The organism is Streptomyces sp. NPDC096324 (assembly GCF_044763015.1).
Lineage (GTDB): Bacteria > Actinomycetota > Actinomycetes > Streptomycetales > Streptomycetaceae > Streptomyces.
In genome coordinates this window covers 454329-472089 of sequence record NZ_JBIWFK010000003.1, presented here as the reverse complement: position 1 = coordinate 472089, position 17761 = coordinate 454329, and the positions used below count along the sequence as shown (strand labels likewise).

General features: G+C 71.3%; 14 protein-coding genes. 9 read left to right on the top strand and 5 right to left on the bottom strand.

Going from position 1 to position 17761, the window contains the following annotated elements; translation table 11 throughout:
• Positions 1 to 45 precede the first annotated feature (45 nt).
• A complete protein-coding gene (locus tag ACIQ7M_RS09480; RefSeq protein WP_403641733.1) occupies positions 46 to 531 on the bottom strand; it encodes a ribose-5-phosphate isomerase in 486 nt (161 codons plus the stop codon).
• Positions 532 to 790: 259 nt separating this feature from the next.
• Between ACIQ7M_RS09480 and ACIQ7M_RS09475 the strand changes: the two genes are divergently transcribed.
• On the top strand, positions 791 to 2278 hold the full coding sequence (locus ACIQ7M_RS09475; RefSeq protein ID WP_403641730.1) for an amino acid permease: 1488 nt from the start codon (positions 791 to 793) through the stop codon (positions 2276 to 2278).
• Between the two features lie 61 nt (positions 2279 to 2339).
• Here ACIQ7M_RS09475 and ACIQ7M_RS09470 read toward each other — a convergent pair whose 3' ends face one another.
• Positions 2340 to 4031 carry a protein kinase gene (locus tag ACIQ7M_RS09470; protein WP_403642223.1) on the bottom strand — a complete coding sequence of 564 codons (1692 nt, stop codon included), beginning with the start codon at positions 4029 to 4031 and terminating at the stop codon, positions 2340 to 2342.
• A gap of 232 nt (positions 4032 to 4263) precedes the next feature.
• Between ACIQ7M_RS09470 and ACIQ7M_RS09465 the strand changes: the two genes are divergently transcribed.
• A complete protein-coding gene (locus tag ACIQ7M_RS09465; RefSeq protein ID WP_403641727.1) occupies positions 4264 to 4983 on the top strand; it encodes an LPXTG cell wall anchor domain-containing protein in 720 nt (239 codons plus the stop codon).
• Positions 4984 to 5079: 96 nt separating this feature from the next.
• Here ACIQ7M_RS09465 and ACIQ7M_RS09460 read toward each other — a convergent pair whose 3' ends face one another.
• Positions 5080 to 5664 carry a biotin transporter BioY gene (locus ACIQ7M_RS09460; protein WP_403641724.1) on the bottom strand — a complete coding sequence of 195 codons (585 nt, stop codon included), beginning with the start codon at positions 5662 to 5664 and terminating at the stop codon, positions 5080 to 5082.
• A 562-nt stretch (positions 5665 to 6226) separates the two neighbouring features.
• Between ACIQ7M_RS09460 and ACIQ7M_RS09455 the strand changes: the two genes are divergently transcribed.
• The 6 genes from ACIQ7M_RS09455 to ACIQ7M_RS09430 all read left to right on the top strand — a co-directional run bounded on the left by ACIQ7M_RS09455 (position 6227) and on the right by ACIQ7M_RS09430 (position 13230).
• Positions 6227 to 7429 (top strand): ROK family protein, encoded by a 1203-nt coding sequence (locus ACIQ7M_RS09455; protein WP_403641721.1) that lies wholly within the window; start codon positions 6227 to 6229, stop codon positions 7427 to 7429.
• 507 nt (positions 7430 to 7936) lie between these two features.
• A complete protein-coding gene (locus ACIQ7M_RS09450) occupies positions 7937 to 9037 on the top strand; it encodes an ABC transporter substrate-binding protein (RefSeq protein ID WP_403641718.1) in 1101 nt (366 codons plus the stop codon).
• Positions 9038 to 9042: 5 nt separating this feature from the next.
• Positions 9043 to 10014 (top strand): ABC transporter permease, encoded by a 972-nt coding sequence (locus ACIQ7M_RS09445; RefSeq protein ID WP_403641715.1) that lies wholly within the window; start codon positions 9043 to 9045, stop codon positions 10012 to 10014.
• The gene (locus ACIQ7M_RS09440) at positions 9990 to 10844 is read left to right on the top strand and encodes an ABC transporter ATP-binding protein (RefSeq protein ID WP_403641712.1); all 855 of its coding nucleotides are present in this window, start codon (positions 9990 to 9992) and stop codon (positions 10842 to 10844) included. Before ACIQ7M_RS09445 ends, ACIQ7M_RS09440 begins: the two co-directional genes overlap by 25 nt.
• On the top strand, positions 10841 to 12253 hold the full coding sequence (locus tag ACIQ7M_RS09435; RefSeq protein ID WP_403641709.1) for an LLM class flavin-dependent oxidoreductase: 1413 nt from the start codon (positions 10841 to 10843) through the stop codon (positions 12251 to 12253). The genes ACIQ7M_RS09440 and ACIQ7M_RS09435 overlap by 4 nt, the downstream gene beginning before the upstream one ends.
• Before the next feature lie 83 nt (positions 12254 to 12336).
• Positions 12337 to 13230: a TauD/TfdA dioxygenase family protein gene (locus tag ACIQ7M_RS09430; RefSeq protein ID WP_403641706.1), complete on the top strand. Its 894-nt coding sequence runs from the start codon at positions 12337 to 12339 to the stop codon at positions 13228 to 13230.
• Between the two features lie 84 nt (positions 13231 to 13314).
• Here the strand turns inward: ACIQ7M_RS09430 and ACIQ7M_RS09425 are convergent, their stop codons facing one another.
• Together ACIQ7M_RS09425 and ACIQ7M_RS09420 are read right to left on the bottom strand one after the other, a co-directional pair.
• Entirely contained in the window at positions 13315 to 13941 is a 627-nt protein-coding gene (locus tag ACIQ7M_RS09425) for a histidine phosphatase family protein (RefSeq protein ID WP_403641703.1), read from the bottom strand.
• A 115-nt stretch (positions 13942 to 14056) separates the two neighbouring features.
• Complete coding sequence (locus ACIQ7M_RS09420) at positions 14057 to 14725, bottom strand: DsbA family protein (protein ID WP_355775187.1); 669 nt, start codon at positions 14723 to 14725, stop codon at positions 14057 to 14059.
• 193 nt (positions 14726 to 14918) lie between these two features.
• Here ACIQ7M_RS09420 and pepN point away from each other — a divergent pair, with 193 nt between their 5' ends.
• Positions 14919 to 17513 carry an aminopeptidase N gene (gene pepN, locus ACIQ7M_RS09415; protein WP_403641700.1) on the top strand — a complete coding sequence of 865 codons (2595 nt, stop codon included), beginning with the start codon at positions 14919 to 14921 and terminating at the stop codon, positions 17511 to 17513.
• Positions 17514 to 17761: the final 248 nt, after the last annotated feature.

Here is a 17761-nt window from a genome sequence, read left to right as displayed (position 1 = left end):
GCGGTTCGCCGGCCTCTCGGATCCGCGGCACGTGGCCCGTCGGTGTTACGCCTGCGGGTGGTGGGCCGGGATCGGCGGGAGTTCCCGCGTCTTCTCGTAGTCCGCGAGCATCTCGATGCGCCGGACGTGGCGCTCCTCGCCGGTGAAGGGCGTGCCGAGGAAGGTCTCGACGAACTTCGTCGCCTCTTCCCGGGTGTGCATGCGGGCACCGACGGAGATGACGTTCGCGTTGTTGTGCTCGCGGCCGAGCGCGGCGGTCTCCTCGCTCCAGGCGAGGACGGCCCGTACACCGGCGACCTTGTTCGCGGCGATCTGCTCGCCGTTGCCGGAGCCGCCGATGACGACGCCGAGGCCGTCCGGGTCGGCCACCGTGCGCTCCGCCGCGCGGAGGCAGAACGGCGGGTAGTCGTCCTGGGCGTCGTAGATGTGGGGCCCGCAGTCGACGGGCTCGTGGCCGGCGGCCTTGAGCCACTCGACGAGGTGGTTCTTCAGTTCGAGACCGGCATGGTCGGATCCGAGATACACGCGCATGGTCCGAGTGTGACACGGCCGTTTCGGGGCAGTCGCGCCGGGTCCCACAACGCAAAACTGTGGCCCAGCCTACAGAACCTCAAGGAAACCTCAAGTAACGATCTGGATTCAAAGGTTCACGAATTCGATTGCCTCCGTTTCACTGGACCAACTTGTACGCCGGTCCCCACAACGGACCGGCGCGCTCCCCGTACACCGCTCGTACGGGTGGGGCGCTCTGTACGGGAATCTGCTCATCCGGCGCAAAGGAATCCCCCTCATGACCTCGCAGCCGACCCCCACGAAGGCCGCACAGGCCCCTGGAGGCCCCGGAGAACCCGGTGGCGGCCTCCAGGCCGGGCTCAAGAACCGCCATCTGTCGATGATCGCCATCGGCGGTGTCATCGGCGCCGGGCTCTTCGTCGGCTCCAAGGCCGGCATCGCCACGACAGGCCCCGGCATCCTTCTCTCGTACGCCCTCGTCGGCACGCTCGTGGTGCTGGTGATGCGGATGCTCGGTGAGATGTCCGCCGCCAACCCGACCTCGGGCTCGTTCTCCGCGCACGCCGACCGCGCGCTCGGCCGCTGGGCGGGCTTCTCCATCGGCTGGCTGTACTGGTTCTTCTGGGTCGTGGTGCTGGCCGTGGAGGCCACCGCCGGCGCGGACATCCTCGAAGGCTGGATCCCCGCCGTACCGCAGTGGGGCTGGGCGCTCATCGTGATGGTGGTGCTGACCGCCACCAACCTGGTCTCCGTCGGCTCGTACGGCGAGTTCGAGTTCTGGTTCGCCGGGATCAAGGTCGTGGCGATCGGCGCGTTCATCGTCGTCGGCGGCCTGGCCATCTTCGGGGTGCTGCCCGGTGTCGACGCCGAGAAGGCGGGACTGGGCAATCTGACCGACCACGGCGGATTCCTGCCGCACGGACCCGGCGCGATCCTCACCGGTGTGCTCCTGGTCGTCTTCTCCTTCATGGGCAGCGAGATCGCGACCCTCGCCGCCGGCGAGTCCGAGGACCCGCAGCGGGCCGTCACCAAGTCGACGAACAGCATCATCTGGCGTATCGCCGTCTTCTACCTGGGCTCGATCCTCGTCGTCATCACGCTGCTGCCGTGGAACGACCCGTCGATCAAGGAGCAGGGCTCGTACGTCGCCGCCCTCGACTCCCTCGGCATCGCGCACGCCGGTCAGATCATGAACTTCATCGTGCTGACGTCCGTGCTGTCCTGCCTCAACTCGGGCCTGTACACCGCCTCCCGCATGGCCTTCTCGCTCGGTGAGCGCGGGGACGCGCCGAAGGCGTTCGCCAGGACCACCCGGCGCGGTGTGCCGATGACCGCCATCGTCGTCTCGGTCGTGTTCGGCTTCGTCGCCGTCTTCTTCAACTACAAGTTCCCGGACTCGGTCTTCCTCTTCCTGGTCAACTCCTCCGGTGCGGTGGCCCTGTTCGTGTGGCTCGTCATCTGCTTCTCGCAGCTCCGGATGCGGAAGATCATCCAGCGCGAGGCGCCGGAGAAGCTCGTCGTGAAGATGTGGCTCTACCCGTACCTGACCTGGGCGACCGCCGCGATGATCGTCTTCGTGCTCGGCTACATGCTGACCGACACCGAACACGACGGCCGCGAGACGGTGCTGCTGTCGCTGCTCGTCGCGGCGATCGTGCTGGTCATCGCCTTCGTCCGGCAGAGGGCCGGCGCGGGTACCCGTTCTTCCGCGCGACCGGTCTCGAGCGACCCGCGCGAGGAGGCCCGGGCCGAGGTCGGCGCCTGACCCGCCCCCGAAGCCCGAGTGAGGAGGGGCCCGCGGCACACCGCCGCGGGCCCCTCCCTGTTCACAGCACCGTGAAGCCGTCCCTGACCCGGTCGTAGACCTCGATGGCCCGGCTCTCGGTGTCCTGGTGGTACCAGGTGCTGATCTGGTACGACTTCCCGTCGGTGTCGAAGCCGAGCAGCCGGGCGTGCCAGCTCACGCCCTTGAGCGTGAAGGTGTACTCCCAGACGACCGCTGTCCGGCCGCGGAACATCGTCTGCTCCAGCCGGATCTTCCGGTAGTCCTGCCCCTGGTGGGCGTTCCGCTCGGAGGTCGTCCAGGTGTCCAGGAGGTTCCCCCTGGCGATGGACGACTTGGCCGCCAGTTCCTGGGTGCCGTCGGGCGAGGTGTAGTGCACCTCGGAACCGGTCTGCGGATCGCGCCGCCAGCCCTCGGGGGGCACCCAGGCGTAGCCGCCGGCCTCCCGGCGCGCTCCCGCGGGCAGGCTGGGCGGACGCGAGGTGCCCTCGACGGTGGGCGCCGCGGACGAGGGGCCTTCGGTGCCGGAGGCGGTCGACGCGGACGAGTTCGAGGCGGCACCCGCGCCGCCGGGCGATCCGCCGGTCAGGGCCACGACGGCCCAGGCGACGGCTCCCGCCGCGACGACCCCGGCGGCGGCGAATGCCACGCGCCGCCGGGCACCCGGCCCGCTCCGGTCCTGGTCCTGGCCCTGGCTCTCGCTCTCGCTCCGGCTCCGGTCGTGGCTCCGGAGACCGCCGCCCGCGGAGCCGGACGGTACGGCGGGCTCCGGGAGTTCGTGCGGCTCCGGCGGTACGGGCACGGGCAGCGTGGGCTGCCGGGAGGGGACCCCGGAGCCGGGCTCCGTACGCGGTCCGGAGGCGGCTTCGGTGGAGGCGTTGGCCACCCCGAAGGGCCCCGGCTCCCGGGCGCCGGCTTCGGCCATGGGGTCCGGGCCGGATCGCGGGGCGGGGACGGGGTCCGATCCGGGTCGCGGGGCGGGGACGGGTGCGAGGTCCGCGAGTGCCGCCTCCAGTTCTTCCAGGCCGGGGCGTGCGGTCGGGTCCTTCTCCAGGAGGGCGGCCAGGATCTCCCGCAAGTCCCCCACCTCGGCGGGGAGTTCGGGCTCCTCGTAGAGAACGGCGTGCAGGGTCGCGAGGGTGGTCGACCGGGAGAACGGGGAGCGGCCGCCGAGGGCCGCGCAGAGCGTGGCGCCCAGCGACCACACGTCGGAGGGCGGGCCCTGCGGGCGGCCGGAGACCCTCTCGGGCGCCATGTAGTCGGGGGAACCGACCAGCATGCCGACCATGGTGAGGGCCTCGGCGTCCTGGAGCGCGGCGATACCGAAGTCGGTGAGGACGACGCGGTTCCGTCCGGCGCTCTCGACCAGGACGTTGCCCGGCTTGATGTCGCGGTGCAGCACTCCCTGGGCGTGCACCTGCCGCAGCGCCCCGACCAGTTCGAGCCCGACACGGGCCGCCTCGCGCGCCTCCAGCGGTCCGCCCTCGGCCACGATCCGTTCGAGCGAGCGGCCGGCGACGAGTTCCATGACGATCCACAGCCGCTCCCCCGCGTCCACGACGTCGTAGACGCGGACGACGCCGGGATGGTCGATCCGGGCCGTCGCCCGCGCTTCGCGCAAGGTGCGCTCCCGGCGGGTCCTGGTGTCCTCGGGGTCGAGTCCGTCTATGCGCATTTCCTTGACGGCGACCTGCCGGTCGAGCATTTCGTCGGCGGCTCGCCACACCCGCCCCATTCCCCCCTGACCAATACTCTCGACCAGCCGATAACGTCCGGTCACCAATAATCCCGGAACACCACCCTGTACATTCGCCGACATTCTCTGCACCCCCCTCAACATCAGCCACGATCGCCCGTCACGACCGAACCACAATGGTCACACTTCGGGCCGTACCAGCATAGTGCGGAGAAATCTTGTGGTACCTCTTCAAGTACCGCGAATTCAGGCGCGGCCAAGGGGGGCGAACATGAGTTCTCGTCGGACGACCACCATTACGGGATCCCTGCTCACAGCATGTTTCTCGACCGTGATGATCCTTTCCCACTCCGCCGTCGCGGACGACGGGGGACCGGGGAGCGGAAAGGGCGGAAAGGCGGTGGACGAAGCCCCGGCGGGCGTGCGGGTGACCACGCTGCTGCCGGAGAGGATCTCGGTCGACAACAGTACTCAAAAAACGGCCATTTCCGCCACGGTGAAGAACGGGGGGACCAAGGAGAGCGGCGATATCAGGCTGCTGGTGGTCGGATTCGACGGCCTGAAGGTCAAGAACGTCGAAGGCTGCACCGCCATGGCCGAGAAGAATCTCCCCGAGGGGTCGAACAGCGGTTTCATCTGTTCCCCGGGGAATCTCGCCGCGGGTGAGTCGAAAACGTACGACGTCGAGGCGACGTTCGATCTGGGCAGGACCGGAAAGATCTGCCTTCCGGTCCAGACGGGCGACGGGAAGAAGACGTACTGGCAGCAGGGCCCGGTCCCGTTCGGTACGACGAATCCGTCCCCGAACGCCCCGGCGACCCCGCTGCTGCTGGGCACCGACAACAAGCCGGTGGCACCGGGCGGCGACCGGCTGCCGAAGACGGGGCCCGCGGGAGAGGTCGTGCCGCTCGGCATGGCGGGCGCGGCGCTGATGTCGGCCGGAGCGGCGGGGCTGTGGTGGGCCGGCCGCAGGCGGCGGCGGGAACACTGAGCGCGGGGCACGGCACCGGCCGGGAACGCGCGGAGGCCCGCCGGGCCGGAAACCGGCCTGGCGGGCCTCGACGTCATCGCCTCGACGGCGTGGGCGTCACTTCTTGTCGACGAGCTTCCACGCGGTGGGCAGGATGCCCATCGCCAGGGCGGCCTTGAGAGCGTCGCCGATCAGGAACGGGGTGAGACCCGCCGCGACGGCGGCGCTCGCCGACATGCCGGTGGCCAGGGCCAGGTAGGGGACGCCGATCGCGTAGACGATCGCCTCGCCGAGCAGCATCGTGCCCGCCATGCGCAGCACGGAGCGGTCGGCGCCGCGGCGGGCGAGGGCGCCCACGACGGTCGACGCGAGCAGCATGCCGAGGATGTAACCGAAGGACGGGGCCGAGGCGCCGGAGCTGCCCTGCGCGAACCACGGGACGCCGGCCATGCCCACGAGCGCGTACATCGCGAGCGACAGGAAGCCGCGGCGGGCGCCGAGCGCCGTGCCGACGAGCAGCGCGGCGAAGGTCTGGCCGGTCACCGGCACCGGGGAACCCGGGACGGGCAGCGAGATCTGCGCGGCGAGACCGGTGAGCGCGGCACCGCCGAGCACGAGGGCGGCGTCACGGACGCGGGAGGCCGGAAGAAGGTCGGCGAGGACCTCGCCGGGGCGGGAGGGCGTGGCGACAGCGGTGCTCATGAGGACTCCGGCGAACAGGGGTTGACCCCGCGGCCCATGGTGGGCCCGGGGGAAGGACAGGTCGGAACACGGCGACGCTATCCCAGGGGCCCGCGGGTGATCACCGTCAGCGCTCGACAAAGCACGGATCAACGACTTGGTGGACTCCTTACAAACAGTGCCTGGTACACCTGCTCGAAGGTGACGCTGGTCACTGAGGTGAAGTCGTTTTCGCTACGGGGCTGTTCGGGGGCGGGACTGTGGAGACTCACCAAAGAGCTCGTCGGGCGTTTCCCAGCCGGGCGGGCGCGGTGTCCGGTCCTTGGGCGCCTCTGGCAGGTCCCCCGGCCAGCCCCTACCCTTCACCCATGCTTCCCCAGGCCCTGAACTTCTCGTCGCGTCGCTATGTCGACCTGCGACGCCAGGGCACTGCCACCTGTCGCCACCCCTCCTGAGGCGGGGCGGAGCGGATCCGGCCCGCCGGGACGAGACCACAGCGGACCACACCAGGTCATGTCGCCTTCTGTCGCGGCGTGGCGTACGTGACGGCGCTCGGCCGGACCAGCTCCCGAGGATGAACTCCATGGCCAGTACGGTGGCACCCCCTTCCCTGTCCCCTCCCTCCCCCGTCCTCGACCGGCGCCGGGCGAGCGCCAGCGTGATCCTGCGGTCGGTGCTGGAGCACGGGCCGGTCGCCCGCAGCACCATCTCGCGGCTGACCGGGCTCTCCCCGGCGTCGGTGACCGACTACTGCGCGCGGTTCACCGAACGGGGCCTGATCCGGGAGGCCGCCGCACCCCTCCGGTCGGGCGGGGTCGGGCGGCCGCATCTCCCGGTCGACCTGGACCGCTCCCGTTTCGTGGTCTGCGGGGTGCACGTGGCCGTTCCGTACACGACCGTCGCGCTGCTCGACCTGCGCGGCCGGGTCCTCACCGAGAAGCGGCTGCGGCACGAACGCACCGAGCCGGGCCAGGTCCTCGCGAACGCCGCCGACGCGATCACCGCGCTCCTCGCCGGTGTCCCCGGCCGTACCGCCCTCGGCGTCGGTGTGGCGGCCGGCGGCTGGGTGGACGCCGAGTCCGGCACGATCGTGGAGCACCCGCTGCTGGGCTGGCACGACGTGGCCGTCCGGGAGACCATCGGGGCGCGCACGGGGCTGCCGGTCCATGTGGACGGCCACGCGCGGGCGCTGGTCAACGGGGAGCGGCTGTTCGGGCGGGCCAGGGGCAGCCGCAGCGTGCTGCATCTGTTCGCCGGCAACGTGGTGGACGCCGCCTTCGCCACCCACGACCAGGTGCACCACGGACCTCGCTCGCAGGCCGGCGCGATCGCCCATCTGCCGCTGACGGGCGGTTCGGAGCGGTGCGACTGCGGCCGGACGGGGTGCCTCCAGGCCGAGCTGAGCGAACGGACGCTGTGCCGGCGGGCCCGGGAGCTGGGTGTCACGGACGGCTCGAACCCGATGCACGTGGTCTCCGCGGCTGCCGCGGGCGACCCGCTGGCCGTGGGGCTGCTGACGGAGCGTTCGCGGATGGTCGGGCGGGCGGCGGGGCTGCTGCTCGACGTGCTCAACCCGGAGACGGTCGTCGTCACCGAGATAGGCGCCATCCACCGGGAGGACTGCCTGGACGCGCTGCGCGAGGCGGTGGGACCCGAGCGGGCGTCGGCGGTCGTCCCCACCAGCTTCCCCGACGCGGTGCTCGCCGTGGCGGGCGGATCGGTCGTGCTCGACGTCCTGTACCGCGACCCGCTGGGCTCTCCGGGCCGCTCACCGGGCGCTAATTAATTCAGAAAGTCGGAATGTTGACAGGGTTCGTTCCCGGACAGGAGCATCGAGGGCATGAGCAGCGCGCGGGTGCAGGTTCCACTCACCAAGTGCCGTGTGGTCGACCTGATGCGGGTCGCACGCACACGTTGTTGCTGACCCTTTGTCGCTGACCGGTCGCCCCTGACGTCTCGTCCCCGGCACCGTGTCGCCGATCTTCTGAGACGCCGATCCGCTGACGCGCCGGCCCGTCGGCCCCTTCTCCGGCTGATCCGCCGGAGCGCGGGGCTCGCCCGACGGCCTTCACCCGGGGGCCGCCTCACGCCCGGACGCGTCACGCCTCCCCCTGCATCGGCCGGCCGACGCCCTCCGCGGCGCGGGCCGTTCGGCCGCCGTCGCCCTTGATCGCCCGTCTCTTCAGGCACGCCACCGGCGTGTGTCCCTTCGGCGCACCCGCGTCCCTTCCGGCTTCGCCCTGCCCGGAACTCCGCGCGCCGTCCCGCCACTTGGAATACCCGGAGCCCTTCCATGCCACCACTGTCCGTACGGTCATCGCGTTCCGCCTCTCCCCTGTCCGCGTCCGGTGTCGACCGGCGCGTGTTCCTCTCCACCCTCCTCGGTGCCGCGGCGGCGGCCGGACTGAGCGGCTGCGCCGACGCCGACGCAGCCGGCAGCCGCTCCCAGGGGGACCTGTCGGCACCCCTGGCCGCCAAGGTGCCGCAGGGGACCAAGCTGTCGATCGCCTCGTACCAGGGCGTGCAGGAACTCCAGTTCAAGCTGGCGGGACTGTCCGAGCTGCCGTTCACCGTCTCCGACTGGGTGAACATCGGCGCCGGGCCCGACGTCATCAACGCCTTCCGCGCCAAGTCCCTGGACCTCGGCAACAACGCGGGTATCCCGCCGATCCAGGCTCACTTCCAGGGCTTCGACGCGAAGATCGTCGCGATCAACCTCACCCGCAGGCCCAACTACCTGTTCGCCACGAAGCCCGGCAGCGACATCAAGGTCGTCCAGGACTTCAAGGGCAAGAAGCTGGCCTTCTCCCAGGGGCAGGCGCAGGGCGTCGTCCTGCTGCGCGCCCTGAAGCAGGCCGGCATCGCCTACGACGACGTGAACCTCGTACCGCTGACCAGCAACCAGTTCCTCACGGCGCTCCAGGCGGGCCAGGTGGACATCGCCCCGCTCGCGAACAGCCAGGCACCGGCGTATCTCAAGCAGTACGGGTCCAAGGGCGCCCACACCATCACCACCGACGTCGTGGACCTGCTCAACCTGCTCTGGGCGCCGTCGTCGGTGCTGGCCGACCGCGCGAAGGCGGCCGCGGTCGCCGCGTACATCCCGCGCTGGGCGAAGGGCCAGGTGTGGGCGTACGAGCACCCCGACGCCTGGAACGAGGAGTTCTACGTCAAGACGCAGAACCTGACCCTCCCGCAGGCACAGGCGATCACCGCCCTGGCCAACAAGCCCTTGTTCCCGCCCAGTTGGGACGAGGCCGTCACGTGGGAGCAGGAGACCGCCGATCTGCTCGCGGAGGGCGGCTTCGTGAAGGGGTTCAAGGTCGGCTCGCTCTTCGACCGGCGCTTCGAGGCCATCGCCGCCAGGTCCGTACCCGCGGAATACCGGAAGTGACGGCCATGACGACCAGGACCACGACGACGACCACAGCACCGGCACCGGCACCGACACCGGACACAACCGACACCGAGTCCGCCGCCACGGCCACGGCCACACCTGGGACAGCGGCGGCCGAGACGGAGCCGACGGCGGCGCAGGCGGGCGGCGGGGCCGGAGCCGGTGGCCGTCGGTCGCGGCGGGCTCCCCGTGCCCGGCGGCGTGGTCTCGCGCCCGGCAAGCGGCTGCCCGCCTCCCGGCTCATCGGTCCGGCGCTGTTCTTCGCCCTGTGGGCCGTCGCCTCCGCCGCCGGACAGCTCGATCCCGGCGCGATCCCCGCGCCCTGGACGGTGCTGAAGACCACCGGGTACCTGTGGACCGACGGCACCCTGCCCACCGATGTGCTGACCTCCCTGGAGCGCGCGGGATACGGCTTCGCGTTCGGCCTGACCGCCGGCGTCCTCCTCGCCCTCGCGTCCGGTCTCAGCCGCGTCGGCGAGGCGCTGATCGACGGGACGGTGCAGCTCAACCGGGCCATCCCGACCCTCGGTCTGATCCCGCTGTTCATCCTCTGGCTGGGCATCGGCGAGACCTTCAAGATCGCGATCATCGCCATCGTCGTCTACATCCCGATCTATCTGAACCTGCACTCCGCGCTGTCCGGCATCGACCACCGCTTCGTGGAACTCGCCGAGGTCCAGGGGCTGTCGAGGCTCCGCTTCATCCGGGAGATCGTGATCCCCGGCGCGCTGCCCGGCTTCTTCGTCGGGCTCCGGCTCGGCGTGACCGGCTCCTGGCTCTCCCTGGTCGTCCTGGAGCAGATCAACGCCACCAGCGGCCTCGGCTACATGATGTTCCAGGCCCAGAACTACGGCCGGACCGACATCATCCTCGTCGGCCTGCTGATCTACGGCATCTTCGGGCTCGTCTCCGACAGCGCGGTTCGTCTCGTCGAACGAAAGGTGCTGTCATGGCGACGCACGCTCAGCAGCTGACCCGCCCCGACACGGTCCGACTGCGCGGCCTCACCCGGTCGTTCGAGGGCCGCACGGTCCTCGACGCGGTCGACCTAGACCTCCCGGCGGGCCAGTTCACCGCCCTGCTGGGCCACAGCGGCTCCGGCAAGAGCACCTTGCTGCGCGCCATCGCCGGCCTCGATCACGGCGTCGCCGGGAGCGGCGAACTCACCGCCCCGGAAAGGGTGTCCGTCGTCTTCCAGGACTCGCGGCTGCTGCCGTGGCGCCGCGTCCTCGACAACGTCCTGCTGGGCACGGACGGCCGGGAGGCCGCGGAGAGGGGCCGCTCCGCCCTGGCGGAAGTGGGACTCGCGGGGCGCGAGAGGGCCTGGCCCAACGAGCTGTCCGGCGGCGAGGCACAGCGCGCCGCGCTGGCCCGCTCACTCGTCCGCGAACCCGAACTGCTCCTGGCCGACGAGCCGTTCGGGGCGCTGGACGCGCTCACCCGGATCCGTATGCATGTGCTGCTGCGCGAGCTGTGGGAGCGCCACCGGCCGTCCGTGCTGCTCGTCACGCACGACGTGGACGAGGCGATCGTGCTCGCCGACCGGGTGCTCGTGCTCGACCACGGCCGTATCGGCGTCGACCTGACCATCGACCGCCCGCACCCCCGCTCGTACCGCGATCCCCTGCTCGGCGAGTACCGCGAGCGCCTGCTGAACGCGCTCGGGGTGACCGAGGACGTGACGGGAGGCGCGGCGAGGACGGAACCCGGTGCTGCGGCGGGCACCGCGACCGCACCGGAAGCGACGGCGGACGGCGGCGCCGGGCACGGCGTGTCCGCACACCAGAAGGAGAAGCACCTGTGACCAGCCCGCGCCGGCTCCACCTCAACGCCTTCCTCATGAGCACCGGCCACCACGAGGCCTCCTGGCGGCTCCCGGAGAGCGACCCGTACGCCCACGTCGACACGGCCCACTACGTGCGGCTCGCGCGGATCGCCGAACGCGGCACCTTCGACTCCCTCTTCCTCGCCGACGGCCCCGTGCTGTTCAACAGCGTGGGCCAGCGCCCGTCCGGAGCGCTCGAACCCATCACCCTGCTCACCGCGCTGGCCACCGCGACCGAGCACATCGGCCTGATCGCCACCGCCTCCACGTCCTACAACTCCCCCTACAACCTGGCCCGCAGACTCGCCACCCTCGACCACATCAGCGGCGGCCGCGCGGGCTGGAACGTCGTGACCACCGCGGGCGCGGAGGCCGCCCGCAACTTCGGCCTCGACGACGAGCCCGCGCACGCGACCCGCTACCGGCGCGCCGCCGAGTTCCTGGACGTGGCGCTCAAGCTCTGGGACAGCTGGGAGGACGACCTCGTCGTCGCCGACAAGGCCGCGGGCGTCTGGGGCGACCCCGGCAAGATCCATCCCGCGCGCCACAGGGGGACGTACTTCAGTGTGGAGGGCGCCCTCAACGTGCCCCGCACACCGCAGGGTCATCCGCTGCTGGTGCAGGCGGGGTCCTCGGAGGACGGCAAGCGCTTCGCGGCCCGGTACGCGGAAGCGGTGTTCACCGCCCAGCAGACCCTCGCGGACGCCCAGGACTTCTACGCCGACCTCAAGTCCCGTACCGAGCGGGCCGGCCGGAACCCGGACCACATCAAGGTGCTGCCCGGCATCGTCCCGGTCATCGGCTCGACCGAGGCGGAGGCGCGCGCCCACGAGCGGGTCCTGGAGGACCACATCGTGTACGAGCACGGGGTGAACCGTCTGGAGCACCTGCTCCATCTGGAGCCGGGCACGCTCCGCCTCGACGCGCGACTGCCCGCCGACCTGCCGCCGGAGAGCGCGATCGAGGGGGCCAAGAGCCGCTACACCCTCGTCGTGGAACTCGCGCGGCGCGAGCGGCTCACGGTCCGCGAGCTGATCGGCCGGCTAGGCGGCGGGCGGGGCCATCTGACCTTCGCCGGGACACCCGGACAGGTCGCCGACGCGATCGAGGAGTGGTTCCGCGGCGGCGCCGCCGACGGCTTCAACATCATGCCCGCCGTGCTGCCGTCCGGCCTCGACCTCTTCGTGGACCACGTGGTGCCGATCCTGCGCGACCGGGGCCTGCTCCGCCGGGAGTACGGGCCCCGGCAGACCCTGCGGGAGCGCTACGGGCTTCCGCGCCCGGCCAACCGGTACGCGACGGGGACGGCGGCCACGCTCCCCGAAGCCGCACCCGCGTCCGCACCCGCACCGACTGCCGCCCCGGCGACCGCGTCCGCCCTCGCTTGACCCCGGTCGTACTTCCCGGGCCCGTCATCCCCGAATCCCGGAACCCCGATCCCCGAACGGCCGAACCGAAAGGACCCGTATCCATGTCCGACATCGAGATCCAGAAGGTCACCGCGCACATCGGTGCCCGTGTCCTGGGCGTCGACATCTCCAAGCCCCTGGACGACATCACCGTCGCCGCCCTGCGCACCGCCCTCAACGAGCACAAGGCGCTGGTCTTCGACGACGTCGACCTGGACGACGAGGGCCAGCAGGCCTTCGCCCGCCACTTCGGCGACCTCACCACCGCGCACCCCACCGTGCCCGCCGTGGCCGGCGCCCCGAACGTGCTGCCGGTGGACAGCGAGCGGGGCCGCGCCAACCACTGGCACACCGACGTGACCTTCGTGCTCAACCCGCCCCAGGCCAGCACCCTGCGCAGCATCACCGTGCCGCCGTACGGCGGTGAGACGCTCATCGCCAACTCCGCGGCCGCCTACCGCGATCTGCCCGAGCCGCTCCGCGCGTTCGCCGACACCCTGTGGGCCGAGCACACCAACGACTACGACTACGCGGTGCCGGACGAGACCATCGACGAGGAACAGGCCGCGCAGCGCGCCCAGTTCACGTCCATCACGTTCCGCACCGCGCACCCGGTCGTCCGGGTGCACCCGCTGACCGGTGAACGCGGCCTGTTCATCGGCGGGTTCGCGCAGCGGATCATCGGGCTGTCGGTGGGCGAGTCGCGCAAGATCCTCGACCTGCTCCAGGCGTATGTCACCCGGCCCGAGAACGTCCTGCGCTGGCGCTGGTCCCCGAACCAGCTCGTCCTGTTCGACAACCGGATCACCCAGCACTACGCGATCGACAACTACGACGGACTGCCGCGCCGGCTGAACCGGGTGACGGTCGCCGGTGACGTGCCGGTCGGCGTCGAGGGCAAGGCGAGTCACTCGATCGAGGGAGACGCCTCGCACTACACGTCGGTGGCCTCGTGACGCCCTACCGGCCCATGTGACGGACGGGCCGAGGACGGACGACGGGGCGGCCCCCGCGAGGATCCCCCTCGCGGGGGCCTTCCGTCAGGGCCCGACCGGCACGTTCAGTGAGAGCAGGGCGGCCGCCCCGTCCTCCATCCGGAGTTCGGTGATCGCGGCGTTGCGCAGGCCCGGCAGGACGCGGCGGTACTCGCCCAGCGGGATGGACAGCGCGGCGCACAGCACGAGCCGCAGCAGGGTGTTGTGGGCGACGACCAGCACCCGCTCACCGGGGTGGGCCTCGGCGACGCGGCGCAGGGCGCGCGTTCCCCGGGCCGCCGCCGTGCGGGGATCCTCCGCCTCCGGGAAGGGGTAGGACACCGGATCGGCGCGGAACGCCTTGGCCCGGACCGGGTTCTCCAGCTCGAACTCGGCGAGCGTACGGCCCTCCAGCACCCCGAAGTCGCACTCACGCAGGGCGGGTTCACGCCGGGCGACCAGCCCGAGGGCGCGGCACGCGGGCTCGGCGGTGGCGACGGCACGGGACATGGTCGAGGTCCAGATCGCGTCGACGGGGTGCGCCGCGGCCCAGCGGCCGAGGGCCTCCGCCTGGTCGCGGCCCTCCTCGGTGAGCTGGACGTCGCTCACTCCGGCGTAGCGGTTCTCCGCGTGCCAGACGGTCTGCCCGTGCCGGGCCAGGAGGAGGGTCGTACTGCGGCTCCTAGTACTCATGAGCCCGCAGTATCCAGGTCGGGCCGGGCCGGTGGGCGCGCCACGAGAAGTCCGGGAGCGCGGAACCGGATCCGGGTCGTCCGGGATGGGGCCGATCCCGGACGACCCGGACGTCCTACAGGTTGCTGAAGTCCGGTCCCGCCGTACGCGTGCGCTTGATCTCGTAGAAGCCGGGCACCGAGGCGACCAGGAGCGTGCCGTCCCACAGTTTGGCGGCGTCCTCGCCCTTGGGGGCGGGGGTGACGACCGGGCCGAAGAAGGCGAGCTGCTCGCCGTCGGAGCCGGGGACGGCGATGACCGGGGTGCCGACGTCCTGGCCGACCTTGTCGATGCCCTCCTTGTGGGAGGCGCGCAGCTCTGCGTCGAACTCGAAGTCCTCCTGGTCGGCGTAGTCGATCAGATCGGCGGGCAGCCCCACCTCTTCGAGGGCGCCGGCTATCGCCTCCTTGGTCGGGCCCGCGCCGTCGTTGTGGAAGCGGTTGCCGAGCGCGGTGTACAGCGGGCCGAGGACGTCGTCGCCGTGCTTCTGCCAGGCCGCGGTGACCACCCGGACGGGCTGCCACGCCGTGGTCGCGAGCATCTCGCGGTACTGGTCGGGAAGCTCGTCGAGCTTGGGCTCGTTCAGTACGGCGAGGCTCATGATGTGCCAGCGGACCTCGATGTCGCGGACCTTCTCCACCTCCAGCACCCAGCGCGAGGTCATCCAGGCCCAGGGGCACAGCGGGTCGAACCAGAAGTCGACGGGGGTCTTGCCGGAACTGGTCTGAGCGGTCTGCTCGGGCATGCTTCTCCTCGGAACGCGGTGTTTCCCGGGGGAACACCGGCACGCGCCCGCCCCATTCCCGCGCATCCGTGCGATTCCAGGGTCGCCATGGGGATTCCCCTGTGTCGCCGCCGCCGCGCTGCCCGACGTAAGGAGCACATGGCAGGATCGGCCCTGTTCGCACATGTCTATGACGCCATGAGGGAGTGCAGCCGTGCCCGGTGAGAATCTGTCCCGCGACGAGGCCCAGGAGCGGGCGGCACTGCTGTCCGTCGACAGCTACGACGTCTTCCTCGACCTGCGCTCGGCCGTCGGCGACACGGAACCCGGCGGGGCGGGCACCGAGCCCCGCACCTTCCGATCGGTCACGACGCTCCGCTTCCGCTGCGCCGAGCCGGGCGCGGCGAGCTTCGCGGACCTGCTCGCGCCGAGTGTGACGGCCGTCTCGCTCAACGGGCGGGACCTCGACCCGGGCGAGGTGTTCGACGGCTCCCGGATCCGCCTGGAGGACCTGGCCGCCGAGAACGAGCTCGTCGTGGACGCCCAGTGCGCCTACTCGCGTACCGGCGAGGGCATGCACCGCTTCGTCGACCCCGAGGACGGCGAGGTGTATCTGTACACGCAGTACGAGCCCGCCGACTCGCGGCGCGTCTTCGCCAACTTCGAGCAGCCGGACCTCAAGGCGCCGTTCCGCTTCGAGGTGCGGGCCCCGGAGGGCTGGACCGTCTGGAGCAACGGCGTCGGCGAACTCGCGGACGGCGTGTGGAAGTTCGCCGAGACCAAGCCGATCTCGACGTACATCACCGCGGTCGTCGCGGGCCCGTACCACTATGTGACGGACTCCTACTCCCGCGTCTTCGAGGACGGTACGACGCTGGAGATCCCCCTCGGCGCGATGTGCCGCAAGGGTCTGGCCCCCCACTTCGACGCCGACGACGTGTTCCTGGTGACGAAGCAGGGCCTGGACTTCTTCCACGACCACTTCGACTACCCGTACCCCTTCGGGAAGTACGACCAGGCGTTCGTGCCGGAGTACAACCTCGGTGCGATGGAGAACCCGGGGCTCGTCACGTTCCGGGAGGAGTACATCTTCCGCGGCAAGGTGACGCAGACGTCGTACGAGGCGCGGGCGAACGTCATCCTGCACGAGATGGCGCACATGTGGTTCGGCGACCTCGTCACCATGGTCTGGTGGGACGACCTGTGGCTGAAGGAGTCCTTCGCGGACTTCATGGGCACGTTCGCGAACGTCGGCGCGACCCGCTTCACCGACGCCTGGATCACCTTCGCCAACCGCCGCAAGGCCTGGGCCTACCGCGCCGACCAACTCCCGTCCACCCACCCGATCACGGCCGACATCCGTGACCTCCAGGACGCCAAGCTGAACTTCGACGGCATCACCTACGCCAAGGGCGCCTCCGTCCTGAAGCAGTTGGTGGCGTACGCCGGACAGGACGCCTTCCTGGAGGGCGCCCGCCGCTACTTCAAGCGGAACGCGTACGGGAACACCCGCCTCGGCGATCTGCTGTCCGCCCTGGAGGAGACGAGTGGCCGGGACATGGCCGCCTGGTCCCGTTCCTGGCTCCAGACCGCGGGCGTCAACTCCCTCACCCCGCAGGTGATCCTGAGCGCGGAGGGCCGGATCGCCGAGCTGGCCGTGCTCCAGGACGCGCCCGAGTCCCACCCCGAACTGCGCCCGCACCGCGTGGCCGTGGGCCTGTACCACCGTGAGAACGGCGACGGTCCGCTCGTGCGGTACGCGCGCGCCGAGGTGGACGTCGACGGACCGCGCACGATCGTCGCCGAGCTCGCGGGCGCGGAGGCCCCGGCGCTCGTCCTGGTCAACGACGACGACCTCACGTACTGCAAGATCCGCTTCGACGAGGGCTCGCTCGCCACGCTGCGGGACGCCCTCGGCGAGATCACCGACCCGCTCGCGCGGGCGCTGTGCTGGTCGGCGCTGTGGAACCTCACGCGCGACGCGATCGTGCCCGCCCGGGACTTCATCGCCCTGGTGCTGCGTTTCGCGGGCCGCGAGTCCGACATCGGCGTCCTTCAGATGCTGCAGGCCTGGGCGAACTCCGCGCTCGTGAACTACGCGGCGCCCGACTGGCGCGAGGAGGGCGGAGCGCTGCTCGCCGAGGGCGCGCTGAGGGAACTGAGGCTCGCCGAGCCGGGCGGCGAGCACCAGCTCGCCTGGGCCCGCTTCTTCGCCGCCGTCGCCTCCTCCGAGGCCGATCTCCAGCTCCTCCAGGGTCTGCTGGAAGGGACGGCGAAGATCGACGGTCTCGACGTCGACCAGGAGCTGCGCTGGGCGTTCCTGGAGCCGCTGGCCGCGCGGGGCGCCGCCGACGAGTCGGTCCTCGCCGCCGAACTCGCCCGTGACGACACGGCGTCCGGGAAGCGGCACCAGGTCCGCTGTCTGGCCGCCCGGCCCTCGGCCGCGGTCAAGGCGCAGGCCTGGGCGGCCGTCGTGGAGTCCGACGCGCTGTCCAACGCCCTCGTCGAGGCGACGATCTCCGGCTTCGGCCAGCCGTCCCGGCGGGACCTGCTGGAGCCGTACACCGCGAAGTACTTCGCCGCCATCGACCGTGTCTGGGCGGAGCGGTCCATCCAGATCGGCATGGACGTGGTCAGGGGGCTGTTCCCCTCGCTCCAGGACTCCCCGGAGACCCTGGCCGCGACGGACGCCTGGCTCGCGGCGCACGAGGACGCGCCGCCTGCGCTGCGCCGGCTGGTGCTGGAGTCGCGGGACGATCTGGCGCGGGCGCTGCGGGGGCAGGCCCGCGACATCGCCGCCGCGGGCTGATCACCCGCCCGAACGGACCCGACCGAGGAGGGCACCGGCGCCACGGGCGTCCGGTGCCCTCCTCGGCGCGCCGGGCCGGACGGTGGCGTCTCCGGCGGACCGGACCGCCGCGTCGACCGGTGATGAGACCCGGTGCCGTCCCCGGTGAAGCGCCCCGGTGGGCCGTCCCCGGTGTACTGATCCGAAGAGCGCAGGGGCGATTGACCCGATGCGCACATCGATGGACTCGTCCGATCCACGCATCGGTG

Bases quoted from the DNA above. Each gene is read 5' to 3' on its own strand.
- ACIQ7M_RS09480 (WP_403641733.1), bottom strand. From the start codon at position 531: ATGCGCGTGTATCTCGGATCCGACCATGCCGGTCTCGAACTGAAGAAC.
- ACIQ7M_RS09475 (WP_403641730.1), top strand. From the start codon at position 791: ATGACCTCGCAGCCGACCCCCACGAAGGCCGCACAGGCCCCTGGAGGC.
- ACIQ7M_RS09470 (WP_403642223.1), bottom strand. From the start codon at position 4,031: ATGGGGCGGGTGTGGCGAGCCGCCGACGAAATGCTCGACCGGCAGGTC.
- ACIQ7M_RS09465 (WP_403641727.1), top strand. From the start codon at position 4,264: ATGAGTTCTCGTCGGACGACCACCATTACGGGATCCCTGCTCACAGCA.
- ACIQ7M_RS09460 (WP_403641724.1), bottom strand. From the start codon at position 5,664: ATGAGCACCGCTGTCGCCACGCCCTCCCGCCCCGGCGAGGTCCTCGCC.
- ACIQ7M_RS09455 (WP_403641721.1), top strand. From the start codon at position 6,227: ATGGCCAGTACGGTGGCACCCCCTTCCCTGTCCCCTCCCTCCCCCGTC.
- ACIQ7M_RS09450 (WP_403641718.1), top strand. From the start codon at position 7,937: ATGCCACCACTGTCCGTACGGTCATCGCGTTCCGCCTCTCCCCTGTCC.
- ACIQ7M_RS09445 (WP_403641715.1), top strand. From the start codon at position 9,043: ATGACGACCAGGACCACGACGACGACCACAGCACCGGCACCGGCACCG.
- ACIQ7M_RS09440 (WP_403641712.1), top strand. From the start codon at position 9,990: ATGGCGACGCACGCTCAGCAGCTGACCCGCCCCGACACGGTCCGACTG.
- ACIQ7M_RS09430 (WP_403641706.1), top strand. From the start codon at position 12,337: ATGTCCGACATCGAGATCCAGAAGGTCACCGCGCACATCGGTGCCCGT.
- ACIQ7M_RS09425 (WP_403641703.1), bottom strand. From the start codon at position 13,941: ATGAGTACTAGGAGCCGCAGTACGACCCTCCTCCTGGCCCGGCACGGG.
- ACIQ7M_RS09420 (WP_355775187.1), bottom strand. From the start codon at position 14,725: ATGCCCGAGCAGACCGCTCAGACCAGTTCCGGCAAGACCCCCGTCGAC.